Source organism: Paramesorhizobium salinisoli, assembly GCF_003335045.1.
In the GTDB taxonomy this organism is placed as follows: Bacteria; Pseudomonadota; Alphaproteobacteria; order Rhizobiales; family Rhizobiaceae; genus Paramesorhizobium; species Paramesorhizobium salinisoli.
On sequence record NZ_QOZG01000004.1, the window covers coordinates 320,794 to 338,433 of the forward strand.

At 61.5% G+C, this 17,640-nt stretch carries 16 protein-coding genes; 10 read left to right on the forward strand and 6 right to left on the reverse strand.

Going from position 1 to position 17,640, the window contains the following annotated elements; translation table 11 throughout:
- Position 1: 1 nt before the first annotated feature.
- From DUT91_RS11280 to DUT91_RS11290, 3 genes are all read right to left on the reverse strand, one after another.
- A complete protein-coding gene (locus DUT91_RS11280; protein ID WP_114440486.1) occupies positions 2–1,168 on the reverse strand; it encodes a diphosphate--fructose-6-phosphate 1-phosphotransferase in 1,167 nt (388 codons plus the stop codon).
- A gap of 36 nt (positions 1,169–1,204) precedes the next feature.
- Positions 1,205–1,987, reverse strand: a complete 783-nt coding sequence (locus DUT91_RS11285; protein ID WP_245419682.1) for a slipin family protein — start codon at positions 1,985–1,987, stop codon at positions 1,205–1,207.
- Positions 1,988–2,048: 61 nt separating this feature from the next.
- Positions 2,049–3,467, reverse strand: coding sequence for an NfeD family protein (locus DUT91_RS11290; RefSeq protein WP_114440488.1), 1,419 nt, complete (start codon positions 3,465–3,467; stop codon positions 2,049–2,051).
- A 157-nt stretch (positions 3,468–3,624) separates the two neighbouring features.
- On the opposite strand from DUT91_RS11290, the gene DUT91_RS11295 reads away from it, so the two are divergent.
- Positions 3,625–3,963, forward strand: coding sequence for an XdhC family protein (locus DUT91_RS11295; RefSeq protein WP_114440690.1), 339 nt, complete (start codon positions 3,625–3,627; stop codon positions 3,961–3,963).
- The gene (locus DUT91_RS11300; protein WP_114440489.1) at positions 3,963–4,655 is read left to right on the forward strand and encodes an XdhC family protein; all 693 of its coding nucleotides are present in this window, start codon (positions 3,963–3,965) and stop codon (positions 4,653–4,655) included. The genes DUT91_RS11295 and DUT91_RS11300 overlap by 1 nt, the downstream gene beginning before the upstream one ends.
- A gap of 39 nt (positions 4,656–4,694) precedes the next feature.
- Here the strand turns inward: DUT91_RS11300 and amaB are convergent, their stop codons facing one another.
- Together amaB and hglS are read right to left on the reverse strand one after the other, a co-directional pair.
- Positions 4,695–6,227 carry an L-piperidine-6-carboxylate dehydrogenase gene (amaB, locus tag DUT91_RS11305; RefSeq protein WP_114440490.1) on the reverse strand — a complete coding sequence of 511 codons (1,533 nt, stop codon included), beginning with the start codon at positions 6,225–6,227 and terminating at the stop codon, positions 4,695–4,697.
- Between the two features lie 97 nt (positions 6,228–6,324).
- Positions 6,325–7,725 (reverse strand): 2-oxoadipate dioxygenase/decarboxylase HglS, encoded by a 1,401-nt coding sequence (gene hglS / locus DUT91_RS11310; RefSeq protein WP_114440491.1) that lies wholly within the window; start codon positions 7,723–7,725, stop codon positions 6,325–6,327.
- A gap of 128 nt (positions 7,726–7,853) precedes the next feature.
- Between hglS and DUT91_RS11315 the strand changes: the two genes are divergently transcribed.
- The 3 genes from DUT91_RS11315 (at position 7,854) to DUT91_RS11325 (ending at position 10,626) form a co-directional block, all read left to right on the forward strand.
- Positions 7,854–8,798: a LysR family transcriptional regulator gene (locus tag DUT91_RS11315; protein ID WP_114440492.1), complete on the forward strand. Its 945-nt coding sequence runs from the start codon at positions 7,854–7,856 to the stop codon at positions 8,796–8,798.
- Positions 8,799–8,911: 113 nt separating this feature from the next.
- Positions 8,912–10,195 (forward strand): NAD(P)/FAD-dependent oxidoreductase, encoded by a 1,284-nt coding sequence (locus tag DUT91_RS11320; RefSeq protein WP_114440493.1) that lies wholly within the window; start codon positions 8,912–8,914, stop codon positions 10,193–10,195.
- A 65-nt stretch (positions 10,196–10,260) separates the two neighbouring features.
- Entirely contained in the window at positions 10,261–10,626 is a 366-nt protein-coding gene (locus tag DUT91_RS11325; RefSeq protein WP_114440494.1) for a hypothetical protein, read from the forward strand.
- Between the two features lie 3 nt (positions 10,627–10,629).
- On the opposite strand, the gene DUT91_RS11330 is transcribed toward DUT91_RS11325, so the two are convergent.
- Positions 10,630–11,607: a sugar-binding transcriptional regulator gene (locus DUT91_RS11330; protein WP_114440495.1), complete on the reverse strand. Its 978-nt coding sequence runs from the start codon at positions 11,605–11,607 to the stop codon at positions 10,630–10,632.
- A 303-nt stretch (positions 11,608–11,910) separates the two neighbouring features.
- On the opposite strand from DUT91_RS11330, the gene DUT91_RS11335 reads away from it, so the two are divergent.
- From DUT91_RS11335 to DUT91_RS11355, 5 genes are read left to right on the forward strand one after another with little or no spacing between them, the layout of a single operon-like run.
- A complete protein-coding gene (locus DUT91_RS11335) occupies positions 11,911–12,897 on the forward strand; it encodes an ABC transporter substrate-binding protein (protein ID WP_114440496.1) in 987 nt (328 codons plus the stop codon).
- A gap of 10 nt (positions 12,898–12,907) precedes the next feature.
- Positions 12,908–14,608 (forward strand): ABC transporter permease, encoded by a 1,701-nt coding sequence (locus DUT91_RS11340; RefSeq protein ID WP_114440497.1) that lies wholly within the window; start codon positions 12,908–12,910, stop codon positions 14,606–14,608.
- Positions 14,596–15,675, forward strand: coding sequence for an ABC transporter ATP-binding protein (locus DUT91_RS11345; RefSeq protein ID WP_114440498.1), 1,080 nt, complete (start codon positions 14,596–14,598; stop codon positions 15,673–15,675). Before DUT91_RS11340 ends, DUT91_RS11345 begins: the two co-directional genes overlap by 13 nt.
- Entirely contained in the window at positions 15,672–16,832 is a 1,161-nt protein-coding gene (locus DUT91_RS11350; RefSeq protein WP_342634450.1) for an MBL fold metallo-hydrolase, read from the forward strand. Before DUT91_RS11345 ends, DUT91_RS11350 begins: the two co-directional genes overlap by 4 nt.
- Positions 16,833–16,834: 2 nt before the next feature.
- On the forward strand, positions 16,835–17,572 hold the full coding sequence (locus tag DUT91_RS11355) for a 5'/3'-nucleotidase SurE (RefSeq protein WP_114440499.1): 738 nt from the start codon (positions 16,835–16,837) through the stop codon (positions 17,570–17,572).
- Positions 17,573–17,640: the final 68 nt, after the last annotated feature.

Sequence of the window (17,640 nt, forward strand, 5' to 3'; positions counted from 1 at the left end):
CTCAGACAAACGGCTTTGCGGGATCGAAGCGCCGAGGCAGCAATCGCTCCATATAGGCCATGCCTTGCGACGAAACCTGGTTGGCATCCGGCAGAAGGAAATCGTCGGGCATATGGCGGGTCTTGCCGGCGACATCGGCGAGGGGGACGAGCCGCGGAACCGTTGCGCCATTTTCGTATTGCAAGGCGACCGAGCCGCCGCCGCGTGCCGCTGCCTCGACAGCGAAGACACCGGCCTCGAAGGCCTCGCGCGCATCCGTCGGGTTGATCATGCCTATATTGCCGCGCGGCAGGTAGCCGAAGGTATCGACGCGGGAACGGGTGCGGGGCAGGCCATCCTTCAGGAGCCGCTCCACCGCCATTCCGAGATCGCCACCGGAAAGCTGGATGTTGCCATGGGCGTCGCGCTCGACCTTGTCCGCAGGCACCAGCGTTTCCACGAGCGCGCGGCCATCATCCGTCGAAACGCCTTCCGACATGGCCACGACGCAACGGCCATGGCGACTTACGACAGCGCTGACATCGTCAATGAACCGTGTCGCCGAGAAGGCCCGCTCGGGCACATAGACGAGATGCGGACCGCTTTCCTCATCCTGCCGCCATGCGGCTGCGGCGGCAGTTAGAAAGCCGGCGTGCCGACCCATGACGATGCCCACATAAACGCCCGGGAGGGCACGAAAATCGAGATCGACGCTGAGAAACGCGCCCGCCACGAATTCGGCGGCGGATATGAAGCCCGGTGTGTGGTCGTTTTCAACGAGATCATTGTCTATCGTCTTGGGCGCATGGACGAAGGCGATGTCGCCGCCGGCAGCTTCAGCCAGGATCTGCTGGGTTCCGGCCGTGTCGTTGCCGCCGATATAGACGAATGCAGTCGTACCAGCCTGGCGCAGGCCCTTCAGGATCTTTTCGCAATAGGCTTGATCCGGCTTGTCGCGGGTGCTTCCCAGTGCTGCGCTGGGTGTTGCACCTATGCGTTTCAGCTCCTCGTCCGCTAGAGCCATAAGATCGACGAAGTCGCTGTCACGGATACCGCGCACACCATGGCGGGCGCCAAGTACGCGGGCGCCGGGATAGCGGCGCCGCGCTTCCAGGACCACCCCGGCCAAAGTCTGGTTTATGACGGCCGTCGGCCCGCCGCCCTGCGCGATCACGAATGTCTCGGTCATCTCGGCCTTCCCTGAATTACGCTATTTTGCAGACTACTATTTGTTGGTTGAGGGCTTGGCCGGGGAAGCCGCCGCCGTCTTCAAAAACTCTCCAAGTTCCATCGGAAAGGGGAAGATGATGGTCGAGGTTTTCTCTCCGGCGATGACGTTGAGGGTGCTGAGATAGCGCAATTGCATCGCTTCCGGCCGCTGGCTCAGGATGTTGGCCGCTTCCAGCAGCTTCTGCGCTGCCTGCTCCTCGCCCTCGGCATTGATGATCTTGGCGCGGCGTTCACGCTCCGCCTCGGCCTGGCGGGCTATGGCGCGGATCATGGATTCATTGATATCCACATGCTTGATCTCGACATTGGCGACCTTGATGCCCCATGCGTCGGTCTGGGCATCGAGGATTTCCTGGATGTCGCTGTTCAGCTTGTCGCGCTCGGCCAGCATCTCGTCGAGATCGTGCTTGCCCAAGACCGAACGCAACGTGGTCTGGGCCAACTGGCTCGTCGCCGCCATGAAGTCTTCAACCTGAATCGTCGCGCGTTCGGGATCGATGACACGGAAGTAGATCACGGCATTGACGCGGACAGAAACGTTGTCTCGCGAAATCACGTCCTGGCTCGGTACGTCGAGCACCAGCGTCCTGAGATCAACGCGGATCATCTGCTGGATGAAGGGGATCAGGATGATCAGGCCGGGGCCTTTGACGCCAGTGAAGCGGCCAAGCGTAAACACCACTGCCCGCTCATACTCCCGCAAAATCTTGATGGCCTTGGCGAGAAAGACCAGCAGGATAATGACGATGGGTGCAATAAAGGCAATATTGTCGAACATCGGAAGATCCTCCATCGGCGACGTTATAACAGGATAAGCAGATTTGCCGGCGCTATCCCAGCTATTTTCGGGCCTGATTATTTTCCAGCCTATGGGGCTCGACCTTGAGGACGAGCCCATCGATGCCGGCGACGTAAGCCTTTTGCCCTTTTTCGAATGGCGTGCCGGAGACAGCAGCCCACCGTTCGCCATGGGCGAGGACATGGCCTGCATTGTCTTGCCAGTCCAATATTTCGGCGGGCGCGCCGATCATCTGCTCAGCGCCCGTGGCGACAGGCCGTTTGTGCGAGGAGATCGCCATGCGCGCGACCAACAGCGAAAGCGCCAGGCTTGTCAGCGCGACACCGCCAACCACAGGCCATGACAGATGGAGGCCCGGGACTTCCGTATCTATCAGAATCGTGGCGCCGAATATGAAGGACAGCGCCCCGCCGATACCGAGAGCGCCGAAGGATGGGGTGAATATCTCGGCTGCCATCAGTGCAAGGCCGAGAAGAATGAGGCCGAGGCCCGCGAGGTTAACAGGCAGGATTGCGAGCGCATAAAGGCCGATCAGCAGGCAGATTGCGCCGATAGTGCCCGGAAAGAATGCGCCTGGAGTCATGAACTCGAAAATGAGGCCGTAGATTCCGATCATCATCAGGATCAGTGCGACATTTGGATTGGTTATGACCGTCAGCAATTTGGTACGCCAGTCCGGCTCGACATGCTCCAGCGCCAGGCCTGTCGTGTCGAGCGTGACGCGGTTTCCGCCAACTTCGACCGTGCGGCCATTGGTCTGCGCGAGAAGATCATCCAGGTTTGGCGCGACGATATCGATGACATGTTCGCTGAGCGCGGCGCTGGCGGGAAGGCTCGCCGCTTCGCGCACCGCCTTTTCGGCCCAAGCGATATTGCGCCCGCGCAATTCGGCGAGGGAGCGGATATAGGCCACGGCGTCGTTGACCGCCTTTGCCTCCATCGCGTTGGCCGGCTTCTTTTCGGCGTTCTGATCCTTCTGTTGTTCACCGTCGGGGAAGGGCGTGCCGCCGCCGATCTGGACCGGTGTCGCCGCGCCGAGATTGGTGCCCGGCGCCATTGCGGCTATATGGCTGGCATAGAGGATATAGGTGCCTGCGCTCGCTGCCCTCGCGCCGCTTGGAGCGACATAGGTTGCGACGGGTACGGGCGAGGCCAGAATAACGCGGATGATGTCGCGCATCGATGTGTCGAGGCCGCCGGGCGTGTCCATCTCGATGATGGCGAGCGATGCATTGCGATCCGCCGCCATCTTCAAGCCACGCGTGATGTAGTCGGATGCGGCGGGACCGATGATGCCGTTGAGGTGGAAGACCAGCGCGGTGCGGCCAGTCTGGGCGTTGTTCGGCAATGTCGACAGCAGCAGGCCGAGGAATATCAGGGCAATGGAGAGGACCGCACGTGAAAGAACGACGCGCCGGTATCCTGACCATTCTCCGACAATTTTCCGTAGCAGATCCATGACTCATCTTAAGCCATTGCCGAGGTTTTCGCCACCGGCAGCATTGGCTGGATCCGCAGGCTGGGTTTCATTCTCACCCGGAGGTAACGCGAGTTTCGGTTGCGGTCCGGAATTTGATATCGTTAGATCATCCGGAACTTGCCCTATGGAAGACGCCATGCAGAACATATTTTCGTCCGATGACATCTCCGACCCGGCGGATGTCGCAGAGCGATGGATCGAGGGAGGGCGGACGGTTGCCATTGCTACGGTGATCGAGACCTGGGGATCGGCGCCGCGTCCGGTGGGCAGCCATCTGGTGATCGACGGCGAGGGAAATTTTCACGGCTCGGTATCGGGTGGGTGCGTCGAGGGTGCGGTCATTGCCGAGGCGATGGACGTGATCGCCGATGGCAAGCCGCGCCTCCTTGAATTCGGCGTTGCCGACGAGACCGCATGGCGCGTGGGGCTCTCCTGCGGTGGCCGGATCAGCGTCTATGTGGAGCGGGTCGGCTGATGGATATAAGCAGCCTCAGGGCGTTCAACGCTGCTCGCGATGCGCGCCGTGCGGTGCTGCTGCTCACCGATCTCACCGGGGGAGGCGAGCGCGTGATCGCGCCGGGCAATACGGTCGAGGAGGGGCTTGCCGTCGCCGTAGAGGATGCATTTCGCTCGGGAAAATCCCGCGTCGTTGAGACGGGCGGGCGCAAATTCTTCCTCAATGTCCATCTGCCGCCGCCGCGCCTAGTGGTGATCGGGGCTGTGCATATCAGCCAGGCGCTAGCGTCGATGGCCAAGATTGCCGGTTATGATATGGAGATCATCGACCCGCGCGCGGCCTTTGCGACCGGGGAGCGCTTCCCTGATGTGCGGCTTTACGCGGAATGGCCGGAAGATATGCTGGAAGCGCGTCCGCTCGATGCGTTTACGGCGCTTGCAGCACTTACTCATGATCCGAAGATCGACGATTATCCCCTGCGGCAGGCGATCCTGGCCGACTGCTTCTATGTCGGGGCGCTGGGCAGCCGCAAGACGCATGCGGCGCGCATTGAGCGGCTGAAAGCGACGGGATTATCGGATGAACAGATCGGGCGCATTCGCGCGCCGATCGGCCTCGATATCGGCGCTGCCAGTCCCGCAGAAATTGCTGTGGCCGTGCTGGGGGAAGTCATCGCGGCGCTTCGCAAACGCGGATCTGGAACGGGGTGAGAACCGGGAAAGCATGATGATGCTTTCCCGGTTTCGTTCTTATTCGATGTCGAACGAAACGCCCTGCGCCAGCGGCAGGGCCTTCGAATAATTGACGGTGTTCGTGGCGCGGCGCATATAGGCCTTCCAGGCATCGGAACCAGACTCGCGTCCGCCGCCGGTTTCCTTCTCGCCGCCGAACGCACCGCCGATTTCCGCGCCAGACGTGCCGATATTGACATTGGCGATGCCGCAATCCGAACCATCGACGCTAAGGAAACGCTCGGCTTCCTGCAGATCGAGCGTGAAGATCGACGAGGACAGGCCGGCGCCGACCGCATTGTGATCACGCAATGCCTCGTCGAAATCGCTGTACTTCATGACGTAAAGGATCGGCGCGAAGGTCTCCTCCGTCACCGGCGCAACCTGCTTCGGCATTTCGACGAGGGCGGGCTTCACGTAATAGGCATTCGCTTGACCGGTATCGACCCGCTCGCCGCCGGTGATGGCGCCGCCATTGTTTGCGGCTTCCTTCAGCGCCTTTTGCATGTGCTCGAAAGCGGGCTTGTCGATCAGCGGACCGACGAGCGCGCTCGTTTCCAGCGGGCTGCCGACGGAAACACTGGTGTAAGCCTTCTTCAGGCGGGGCACCAATGCGTCATAGACGCTTTCATGCACGAAGAGGCGACGCAGGGTCGTGCAGCGCTGCCCTGCCGTGCCCATGGCGCCGAAGGCGATTGCGCGAAGGGCCATGTCGAGGTCGGCGGAGGGGCAGACGATGCCGGCATTGTTGCCGCCCAGTTCAAGGATAGAGCGGGCAAAGCGCTTTGCCAGACGCGGGCCGACCTCGCGACCCATGCGGGTGGAGCCGGTGGCCGAGACGAGCGGAACCTTGGGGCTGTCGACCAGCACTTCGCCGATGGCGCGATCGCCGATCAGCACCTGTGACAGGCCTTCCGGCGCATCGCCGAATTTCTTTGCCGCACGCGCGAAGATCGCATTGCAGGCGAGCGCGGCGAGCGGCGTCTTTTCCGATGGCTTCCACACCACCGCATTGCCGCAGACCAGAGCCAGCGCGGCGTTCCACGACCAGACGGCGACGGGGAAATTGAAGGCGGAGATCACGCCGACGACGCCCAGCGGATGCCAGGTTTCCATCATGCGGTGGCCTGGCCGTTCGGTAGCGATGGTAAGGCCGTAGAGCTGGCGGGAAAGACCGACGGCGAAATCACAGATATCGATCATTTCCTGCACTTCGCCGAGACCTTCGGACGGGATCTTGCCCGCTTCGATGGAAACGAGACGGCCGAGGTCAGCCTTGGCGGCGCGCAGTTCCTCGCCGAGCAGGCGCACAAGCTCGCCGCGCTTTGGCGCAGGCACCAGCCGCCATTTTCGGAAAGCTTCATCAGCCTTGTCGATGATCTTTTCCGCATCGGCGGTGGAATGCGTCTTGAGGCTGGCGATCTGATCGCCGGTTACCGGCGTAAACGAGGCGAGGTCCCCGGAGATATAGGCCGATGCCTCGACGCCGAGCTTCTCCAGAAGCGCCGCGGTCTCGCGCTTCACATCGATCTTGTTGACTGGGGTGTCCATGGTTCCGTCTCTTCCTGTTCGATTGTTCTACCCGGCCAAGCCAGCGGCGGCCATTTGGTCTGTTTCTATCATAGATGGGAATTCGATGCCCGGCACGTCATTCCGCCGGTTCGGTTGCCCTCAGCGCGCGGAGTGCAGCTTCGGCTGATTCGCGCTCGATACGGGCATAGTGCTCAAACTCGTTCAGCACTTGGGCGCCGAGATCGCTCTCGAACCGCTTCTGGTTGGGGCTTTCGACGAATTCCTGTGCCTGATCGTCACCCAGATTGGACTGGAATATACCTGCTGCGCTGACCGGCAGGAAGTCCTCATAGGTGATCGGATCAAAGCATATCGCGCCTGCTGCGATGAGTGCTTCCACATCATCCGTATCGGACAGGCTTTTTGCCTTTGCATCCGGCGCAACCGAATAGGCGAAATAGCCAAGGCCCTGAGCCCGGATTTCCGCCCAATCGTCGGGGAAGGCGTGGAAAACGTCTTGAAGCGCCTTTTCATATTCGACGGCGTTGGAGCCATCGGCTGCCGGACGGACATGCTTGCGCGTCTCGTCGAGCAGGCTGTCGTAAAGCGCGCGACCTTTCGGCGTGAGCGCAATGCCGCGCTGTTCGATCTCGCCGAAGCGGGCCGTGTGGGAACCTGGCTTCCACGCGCCATCGTCGTCGATGAACGAGACCTGCTCCTCCAGCGCCTTGAAAGAGGTCTGGCGCAGGAGGATCGGGCATTTGCGCGTCGGCGGGCCTTCGACGACGGCTTTTGGCGCGATGCCACGCTCGGGCATCAGCCGCTGTACGGCGTCAATATCGAGTGTGCGTGGGGTCAAATGATTGATGTGTGGGCCCTTGAACGACACCACGTCGGCGATGAGGCGGTGTGCGTCGTGCAGGCGGCGGTAAAGTTCGGCGCTGACATTGGCGCGGTCATGCCAGCGGAAGGTTTCCAGCACTTCTGCGACGAATTGTGCCGCGTCCTGCGTGTCTAGTCCGCCTTGCGCCTCCGCCTTCTCGAAGAGCGCGATCGCGCCGGGGGTGAAAATCCGGCGGGCGGCAAGGGTGCGTTGGGCTTCCCCGCGCAGGCTTTCGTCGGCGATGAGATCGAGCCGCAGCAGCGAGGTGAAAACGCGGAACGGATTGCGCTTCAACGCCACATCGCCGACCGGGCGGAAGGCGGTCGAGTGGACCGGAACGCCGGCGGAGCTCAGATCGTAATAGCCCACAGGGAACATGCCCATCACCGCGAAGACGCGGCGCATCAGGCCAAGTTCTTCCGCTGTGCCGAGGCGAATTGCGCCGTGGCGCTCCTCGGAAATGCGGTCGAGCGAATCCGTCTGCTCCAGTCGCTCCCGCAGTTGCGGCGAGGCGTCGAGCGTCGCGTTGTTGACGTCCGCCACGAGGTCGAGCAGCGTGCCGTAGGCGGGTACTTCCTTGCGGTACATGGCGGACATGGCCGCAGAGAATGCCGAGCGGATATCGTCGGCGGAAGCCAAACTCTCTTTTTTCATGGTCAAATGCCTCGCATTATGGATGAAGCCGGCTCGGAGAGCTTGCTATATCATGCAGAAAGCAGATCATATCCGTCTCTCTTGTGGCGCGATTGCGATGGATTCGACTATGTTGATGCGAGGCAGGAATGAAACTTAGCCGAAGGCTTATTCCAGACATAGCCACGCTGCAGGCCTTCGAATGCGCGGCACGGCACGGCAGCTTCACGCAGGCCGCGCATGAGCTGAACCTGACGCAAAGCGCGGTGAGCCGCCAAATCAAGGATCTGGAGGGCCAGCTTGGCGTGTTGCTTTTCGAGCGAATCCGCCAGCGCATATTGCTCTCCGATGCGGGACGGAAATTTCTGCCCGAGGTGCGCCGGCTGCTCAACCAGGCCGAGGATACGATGCTGCGCGCCATGGCCTCGGCACAGTCGGCATCCTCACTCTCGATCGCGACACTGCCGACCTTCGGCAGCCGCTGGCTGATGCCGCGCCTGCCGGATTTCACTGCGCTCAATCCCGGCGTGGCGCTCAACATCGCCTCGCGTTCGGCTGTCTTCGATTTCAACGAGCAGCCATTCGATCTCGCCATCCATTACGGCCAGCCGGTGTGGGCGCATGCGACCTGCAACTATCTTTGCAGCGAGATGATCGTCCCCGTGGCGAGCCCATCATTCCTGGTGGATCATCCGGTCGATGAGCCAGGGGCGCTCGAGGATGAGCCGCTCCTGCACTTGGCGACGCGGCCTAAAATCTGGGCGCAGTGGTTCGAGGGAAGCGGCATCGAGGCGCGGTCGGCCTATCGGGGCCATCGCTTCGACCAGTTCTCGATGGTGATCGAGGCAACCCTTGCCGGCATGGGCTTTGCGCTTCTGCCACTTTATCTGATCGAACAGGAATTGCGCGAGAAGCGCCTGATCATTGTCTTTGACAGACTGCTAAAGACCGAGAATGACTATTATCTGGTGGTGCCGGAGGGGAAACACGAAAATCCGCTGACGCAGACTTTTTGCAGCTGGATTGCCGGGCAGGTGGGCAAGAGCGATTATCAGGCGGCGCTTGGTTCCGTGGTTCATTCCGGCCGGGAATGATCTGTTGAAGAAATAGCGCTTCTTCGGAGGCGTTTTTTGAATGAGAAGCTGTGTCGAAGTCCCTCCGTCGCCGTCCCGGCTGGCGGAGCAATCCGTTGTGAAAAGCGAAGCCGATGCTCGATGATCCCCGTTCTCACGGTCTCTGGGAAAAGACAGCGCCCGCAGCGCCGCAAACGGCATCGCTGCAAGGTGACCGCGATGCTGATGTCGTCATCGTGGGTGGCGGTTTTACCGGGCTTTCGACAGCACTTCATCTTGCCGAAAAAGGCGCGAAAGTGGTCGTGCTCGAAGCTGCCGAAATCGGCTTCGGCGGTTCGGGGCGAAATGTCGGTCTGGTCAATGCCGGCATGTGGGTGATGCCGGACGATCTGCCCGGCGTGCTTGGCGAGGATTATGGTGCCCGGCTGCTCAAGCTTCTGTGCCACGCGCCCGATCTGGTGTTTGAGCTGATCGCCAAGCATAAAATTGAATGCGAGGCGGTGCGCACCGGCACATTGCATTGCGGCGTCGGCGCGGCTGGCGTGAAGGAACTCGAACAGCGCGCCGAACAATGGGCGAAGCGCGGTGCGCCGGTGCATCTGCTTGACGCCGACGAGACTGCGAGGAAGGTCGGCTCGACGGCTTACGCCGCGTCGCTTCTCGATCTGCGCGCGGGGACTATCCAACCGCTCGCCTATGTCCGGGGGCTTGCGCGTGCGGCGATGGGAGCGGGCGCGGAGATTTTCACGGGCAGTCCTGTCATGTCGGCTGAACAGAGCGGACAGCGCTGGTCGGTGCGGACATCAGAAGGTTCGGTTTCGGCCGACTGGATCATCGTCGCTACCAACGCCTATACCGAAGCGCCCTGGCCGCAGGTACGTGCTGAACTGGTGCACCTGCCCTATTTCAATTTCGCTACAAAACCTCTCTCAGGGAATATCCGCGCAGTCATCCTGCCGGAGCGGCAGGGCGCATGGGATACGAAGGAAATCCTTTCCTCGTTCCGTTTCGACCGGCAGGGGCGATTGGTTTTCGGCAGCGTCGGCGCACTGCGCGGCACCGGGACGGCGGTGCATCGCATGTGGGCAAAACGGGCGCTCGCTCGCATCTTCCCTGATATAGGCGAGGTGGAATTCGAAGCGGGATGGTACGGCAAGATCGGCATGACCAGCGACAATTTGCCGAAATTCCATCGCCTTGCGCCGAATGTGATCGGCTTCAGCGGCTATAATGGGCGCGGCATCGCGCCGGGCACGGTCTTCGGCCAGGTGCTGGCGCGCCATATCAGTGGAGAGCTTGGCGAAGCCGAACTGCCGCTTCCCGTCACCGATCCGCAGGAGCAGACATTCCGCGGCTTACGCGAGGCCTATTACGAGGCGGGTTCACAGATCGCGCATCTGGCAGGCACGATCATTTGATTGTCTGCATCGCGCGCTGCCGGTATACTCGCGCAAGTCCAGGTTAATTCCTACAGGAGCGCGCCATGCCAGATTTTCCTTCCGACGTTCGCTCTATCCTCAACCGGGTCATGGATTCCGCGCCCTCCGATCTGCGCCTCGTTGCGCAGCGCCTGCACGATCATGCGGTGGAAGAACGGATGCCGGCGACGGAGGTCAGGCAGAGCCTGGCGGAACTGGGCTATCGCAACATCGCGGAGTTCTGCACTGATCTTGAACTGCCCGCGCATGTCGCGGAACGCTGGGAGCGCTTCGGTGTTTCATCCGAGATGAAGCAGGTGTTCCGGATGCTCATCAACCAGCGCAAGCGCTTTGCCGAAGCGGCGGCCGAGTTCGAGAAGCATACCCATGTGGGGCTTCTCGATTTCCTGCGCAGCCGCGGCGTTCTCTAGAATTTATTCGGCTTCCGCCGTCAGGGCCTTCGCCGTTTCGCTGTCGGTGATGAGGACGCTTGCCGAGACCACCTTGAGTGCGGCGCGGATGGCTTCGATCTTGTCCGGTCCGCCGGCCGCGATGATGACATTGGGAATGCGGGCGACGATATCGAGATCGATCGCCATGACCTGGCTGTTGACGGGGTGGTCGACCAGCCTGCCTTCGGCATCGACGAAGTGGCAAAGGATATTGGCGACCGCACCCTTGGCTTTAAGCGGCTTGATCAGATCGGCCGAGACGATGCCATGGCGGAAGATCGTGGCTTTCGGCGAGAGGCCTCCGACGGTCAAAAGCGCGATGTTCGCTTTGGCGGCGTTATTCCTGACTTCCTCCAGCGTCGGCTGGGCCCAGAGCGCATCGCGCAGTCGGGGATCGTCAACAATCACCGGCGCGGTTATCTGATAGCTGTCTATGCCGTAGATTTCCGCGACTTTCGCGGCGACGATGGACGGATTGATCCAGCGGGCGTGCGGCAGGCTGCCGACCAAGGCGACGACAGATGCGTTTTCGAGCTTGCGGCGCTCGATGAATTTCAGGCTGGCGTAAAGCGTTGCGCCGCCGCCGATGGCAAGCGTCATGCCGCTGACCATATGTTCGCCGAGATATTTCGCAACGGCGTGGCCGATGGCTGTTTCCAGATGCTCCTCGCTTGAAGGTGTCGGGACGACGACCGCCGAGGAGAGGCCCCAACGGCTTTCCAGTGCCCGTTCGAGCGCGATCTGGGCTGCCGTCTGCCGGTTGATGGTGGTGACGACGATGCCTTCCTCGGTGCAGGCAGCGAGCGTTCGCATCACCTTTACCCGGCTAACCCCGAGCATCTCCGCGATCTGCTCCTGCGTCATTCCCTCGACATAATAAAGCCAGGCCGTCTTCACCTTGAGGTTGGAGGAGACCATGGACAGGGTGGGCCCTTGAGCCTGTCGTGTTTTCCTCTCCATGCGTCCTCCTTTTTCCCCCCTATAGCACCAACTAAATTAAATTTGCGAATGTCATATAACTGAATCGCATTTCCCCTAGTTGATCGATGTCCACTCGCTTTCCGTGCCTCAGGGAATGGCAAGCGGGTCTTGGCACGTCCGCAAGAATTTTGTTCAAATGTGTTTGACAGGTGACAAATGAACATCGATGATAAATCCATACGAGAAAAATGCAGCCATGCCCCGGCGGGACCGATGGAGGATCGGCTTTCACTGGGATACACAAGACAGGTAAAATCAAAAAACCGTTTGGGAGGAACCAGCATGAAACGCATTCTGAAAGGGATGTTCGCCATCCCTGCCGCGCTTGCGGCATCGCTCACCATCGGCGCTGCGCATGCCGATACGCTGACGCTCTATACATCGCAGCCCGAAGCCGATGCGGCGAAGACCGTCGAGGCCTTCCGCAAGGTAAACCCCGATATCGACGTGCAGGTCTATCGCTCCGGCACGAGCGATATATTGAGCAAGCTTGCAGCAGAATTCGCCGCCGGCGCGCCGCAGCCGGACGTCCTCCTCATCGCAGATGCAGTGTCAATGGAGGCCCTGAAAAAGGACAAGCGCCTGCGTCCTTACGAGAAAGCCAATGTCGAGGGATTTCCGGCCGATTCCTACGATCCGGAGAAGACCTATTTCGGCAGCAAGCTGATCACCACGGGCATCGCCTATAATTCGGCTGCCACCGAGAAGCCACAGCATTGGGCCGATCTCGCAAAGCCGGAATATAAAGGGCAGATCGTCATGCCTAGCCCGCTTTATTCGGGTGCCGCCGCCTATCTTCTCTCGGGCTTCGCGCTCAATCCCGATCTCGGCTGGGACTATTTCGAGAAGCTGAAGGCCAACGAGCTGGTCAGCGTGCGCGGCAACGGCGCGGTACTGAAGTCTGTAGCGAGCGGCGAGAAGCCTTATGGCATCCTCGTCGATTTCATGGCGCTCAATGCCAAGGCCAAGGGCTCGCCGGTCGAGTTTGTGTTCCCGTCCGAAGGCGTTCCCGCCGTGACCGAACCAGTGGCCATCATGGCGACGGCCAAGAATGCCGCGGGTGCCGAGAAGTTCGTCGACTTCATCCTGTCGGACGATGGCCAGAAGCTGGCGCTGGAACAGGGCTATCTCCCTGCGAAGGCTTCCGTCGGACGCCCCGCCTGGCTGCCAGAGGGGACTGAGGTGAAGATCATGCCGATCGACACGCAGAAGGTCCTGCAGCAGACGGACGCGGACAAGAAGCGGTTCTCAGAGCTGTTCGGCGGATAGGATCCACGGAATGTCCAACGCAAAAAGGCATCAGGGCCATGATGCGGCCCTGATTGCGGTGGTGGCGGTCGTCGTCGCCGCACTTTCGATCCTGCCGATGTTCCGCCTGGGAATGGAGATCATCGCGCCGCAGGGCAGGTTTTCGACGTCGGCGCTGCAATCGGCGCTTTCGAGTTCCTCCACATGGATCGCGACATGGCACTCGCTTCAGGTCGGCATCGGCGGCACGCTGTTGGCTGTCCTGCTCGGAACATCGGTGGCGCTTCTGGTCAGCCTGACCGACATCCGCCTGCGCAGCGCCTTCGTTCTGCTTTTCGTCGCGCCGCTGCTTATCGCGCCGCAGGTAACGGCACTTGCCTGGCTGCAGCTTTTCGGGCCGGCGAGTCCGTTTCTCAAGCTTATCGGCCTAGCGCCACCGCTCGGCAGCCGCAATCCGCTCTACTCGACCGAAGGCATCATCCTGCTGCTCGGCGTGCAATATGGGCCGCTGGTCTTTCTCATCGTGCGCGCCGGCCTACGCAAGCTGCCACGCGAACTGGTGGAGGCGGGTTTAAGCAGCGGCGCGGGCAAATGGACCGTGCTGCGCACCATCATCCTGCCCTTGATGACGCCCTCGATCATCGGAGCAACGGCGCTGGCCTTCGTCTCCTGCGTCGGTAATTTCGGCATTCCCGCCTTCCTTGGCATCCCGGCCAACTATCTCGTCCTGCCGACACTGATCTATCAGCGGCTCGCCGGGGCCGGGCCTTCGGTCCTGTCGGAAGTCGCGGTGCTTTCCATGCTGATCGGCATCATCGCCATGGCGGGAATTTTGGCGCAGGATTATACTGCGCGCCGCCGCGATTACCGCATCGTTTCGACTTCCATGCCGGCGGCTCCTTTCGCGCTGGGGTGCAGGCGGGTCGCGGTCGAGGCGACGATGTGGCTGCTGATCCTTGTGATGCTCGTGCTGCCGCTGCTCGGTCTTCTCCTGACAGCGCTGGTGCCTGCCTATGGCGTGCCGCTCAACCTCAAGACGGCGACATCAGGCAATTTCAAATTCATCCTGTTCGAGCATGGCGCCGCAAGCCGCGCCTTCGCCAACAGCATCGGCCTTTCGCTCGCCGCCGCCATCTTCGCCGTAGTGCTCGCCGTGCCGCTCGGCTATCTCATCACATGGCGCGAGCGCTGGTGGACGAAGTTCCTCAATCTGTCGGCAGAACTCCCTTATGCTTTGCCGGGCGTAGTGCTCGCCATCGCCTCGCTGCTTCTGTTCCTGAAGCCGGTGCCGGTGATCGGGCTGCAGATCTACAACACGATCTGGATCATTCTTTACGCCTATCTCGCGCGCTTCCTGGTGCTGGCGCTCAGGCCGACCATCACGGGGCTGCACCAGATCGACCGGGCACTGGAGGAGGCGGCACAGGTAGCGGGGGCCGGGCTGATGCGGCGGTTGCGCACCATCATCTTTCCGCTGGTCGCGCCGGCGACGCTTGCAGGCGGCGTGCTGATTTTCATGACGGCGTTTTCCGAACTGACGGTATCGGCGCTGCTCTGGGCATCGGGATCGGAAACCATCGGCGTGGTGATCTTCTCCTTCGAGCAGGGCGGGGATTCCTCCTATGCGGCGGCCATATCCGTGCTCGTCGTCGCCATCACTTTCATCCTGATGCTCACCACCAACATATTTGCGCGGTATCTTCCCAGCGGAGTTCTCCCATGGCGGGATTGAAAATCAACAACGTCACCAAGCACTTTAACGATTTCACCGCGCTGTCTGATGTCTCACTTGATGTGGCGGACGGGGAATTCGTCGCCGTGCTCGGCCCCTCGGGATGCGGCAAGACCACGCTCCTGCGGCTGGTCGCCGGCTTCGAACAGCTCGACAAGGGTGAGATCGTGATCGGCGGCAAGGTGATGTCCGGCGCGGGTGCGAACGTGCCACCGGAAAACCGCAGGGTTGGGATTGTCTTCCAGAATTACGCGCTATGGCCGCACATGACGGTAGCGGAGAATGTCGGCTACAGCCTCAAGGTGGCGAAGGTGGACAGGGCGGCGCGCGAGAAGCGGGTCGAGGAGGCACTGGCGCTGGTCAATCTGCAAGGGTTCGGCGAGCGGCGTCCGGCCAATCTCTCAGGCGGGCAGCGGCAGCGTGTGGCGCTGGCGCGCTGCCTCGTCGCCGCGCCGTCGCTGGTGCTCTTCGACGAGCCGCTCGCCAATCTCGACGTGCACTTGCGCGCCGCGATGGAGGACGAGTTCGCGGCGTTCCACAAGCGGACGGGAACAACCATCATCTATATCACCCATGATCAGGCCGAGGCGATGGCGCTGGCGGACCGGATCGCCGTGCTCGACCATGGCCGATTGGCGCAGTTCGCCACGCCGCGCACGCTCTATGAGGAACCGGCAAATGAGATGGTCGCCTCCTTCATCGCGGGAGGAATGGTGCTGCCTGCCGATGTCCTGTCGGGCGCGCGCGATGGCTCCTGTAACGTGCGAATACTGGGGCAGGAAACCGTGTTGCGCTGCCGTCCGGACGAGGTTGCCCGCAGTGACGCAAAGGTCTGCGTCCGGGCCGACGATCTCGATGTAGTGGAGAGCGGCGGGATCGCCATACGGGTGAAGCGTTCCATCTATCGCGGTGGCGGTTCGCGCATCGAGGCGTTCCCGGTGGAGCGGCCGGATATAGATCTGCATTTCGACCTGCCCGATCCGGCAAGGCTGGAGGAGGGGGCGGAGGCGCGGCTCGCTATCAGGACCGGCTGGGTCATACCGCGGGCTGAAGGAGCCGGGCATTGATCCGCGTCGGACTTCATGGCGGCTTCTGCGAGAAGGGCCGCACCAGCGTCGGTATCGAAGCCGCCGGACGACGCGTCCTCCTCGATGTGGGGATCAAGGTCGGAGCGACGGGCCGGGACTATTATCCCCTGATCGATGATGAGGCCATTCGGTCGCTGGATGCGCTGTTCATCTCGCATGCGCATGAGGATCATGTCGGCGGTTTGAGCTGGCTTTTGTCGCGCGGCTTCCGAGGCCGCATCTTCATGACGGCGGAAACGCTGGCAGAAAGTCCGGAGACGCTCGCCCATTATGGCGAGAGGGAGCATCTCGATGCTTTTCCGCTTGCCTCCGGCGCGGTGGAGATATTCGAGCCGGGAGATGTCATCGATCTCGGAGGATTGAGGATCGCGACTGGCCGCTCGGGTCATGTCGCAGGCGGCGTCTGGTTCGCGGCCGAGGCAAAAGGCCAGCGCGTCGTCTATTCGGCGGATGTGGTGTCGGACAGCAATGTCTTCGTCATGGACCCGCTGCCGCCATGCGACCTGCTCATTCTCGATGCGTCCTATGGCGCCGATCCGATATCGGGCAGGGAACGCGCGGCTGCGATTCGGCAATGGATCGAGGCACGCCCCGATGGCTGCCTCCTGCCGACACCCCTCTCGGGGCGTTCGCTCGAACTGATGGCGATCATGCCGGGGCGGTTCGCCATTCATGCAGCCATGCGTGCGGCGCTTGAAGCGCAGCTTGTGGCGGAGATGCTGCTTCCCGATGCCATCAGGCTGCTTCGCCAGCGCGTCGCAGGGGCAGAGGACTGGCGGGATGGCGATCCGTTTCCTTCCTGCCCGCTTCTCACCGATGACGGCATGGGGCGGGCCGGACCTTCCGCCGAGGCCATATCTCTGGCCGACGCAAAGGGCTATCCAATCCTGCTGACCGGGCATCTTCCCGAGGGAACGTCCGGCCATGCGCTGCACAGGCAGGGCAGGGCGGACTGGATCAGGCTGCCGACGCATCCGACACTATCAGGCCTCGTCGATATCTGGAGCGATGCGGGCAAGCCGCCGGTGCTCGGCCATTCCTGCCTGCTTGGCGCGCTTGAGGATTTGCGTCCGCATCTGCCGGGGCTGCGAACCGATCTTGCAACCGGCGATTTCATCGATTTGAAAGATCAATAATCATGCGAATTCTTGTCTGCAACGATGACGGCATCGATGCGCCGGGGCTGAAACTCCTTGAGGAGGTGGCGCGTCAGCTCGCAAACGATGTCTGGGTTGTCGCGCCGGATGGCAAGCGCACGGCGGCGAGCGCTTCCATCACCATCGGCAGGCCCCTCACCATGCAGTATCTGGGCGACAACCGCTATTCCTGCTCCGGCACGCCGGCCGATTGTGTGGTGACGGCGATGACATGGCTCTTCAAGGGCGAAGCGAAGCCCGATCTGGTGCTGGCCGGCATCAATGACGGGCGCAATGCCGCCGAAGATATCATCTATTCCGGGACGCTCGGCATCGCCCGCGAAGCGACTTTCTGGGGCGTTCCTGCCATCGGTTTTTCACGGGTCAAGAACCCTCATACAACAGCTGAGGACGCGGATTTCCTTGCGCGCTTCATTCGCAATCTCTGGAAGGCGCGGGAGGCATGGTTTCTTGACGGCCACTGGTTGAGCGTCAACCTTCCGGCTTCGCTGCCTGCACCTGTGTACCAGCCCCGGATCGGTCGCGACAAGATCGGCACCATTGCGGAGATCGTTTCGCAGCAGGCGGGCCAAACGGTGCTGGTCGTGCCGCGGGGACGGACGCATGCCAGCACCCCCGGCGACGAGAACGATCTGATCAATCAGGGCAATATCTGCATCAACCGGCTCAACTGGTTCGGTGAGACGCCGCTGAAAGAGAATTTGCTGGAGACGTTGTAGCCCGACTTATCCTAAAGGAAGTGCCGTTGACTGGCTGAGAGGTTGAGGAATGGATCCCAGTGCTTGTC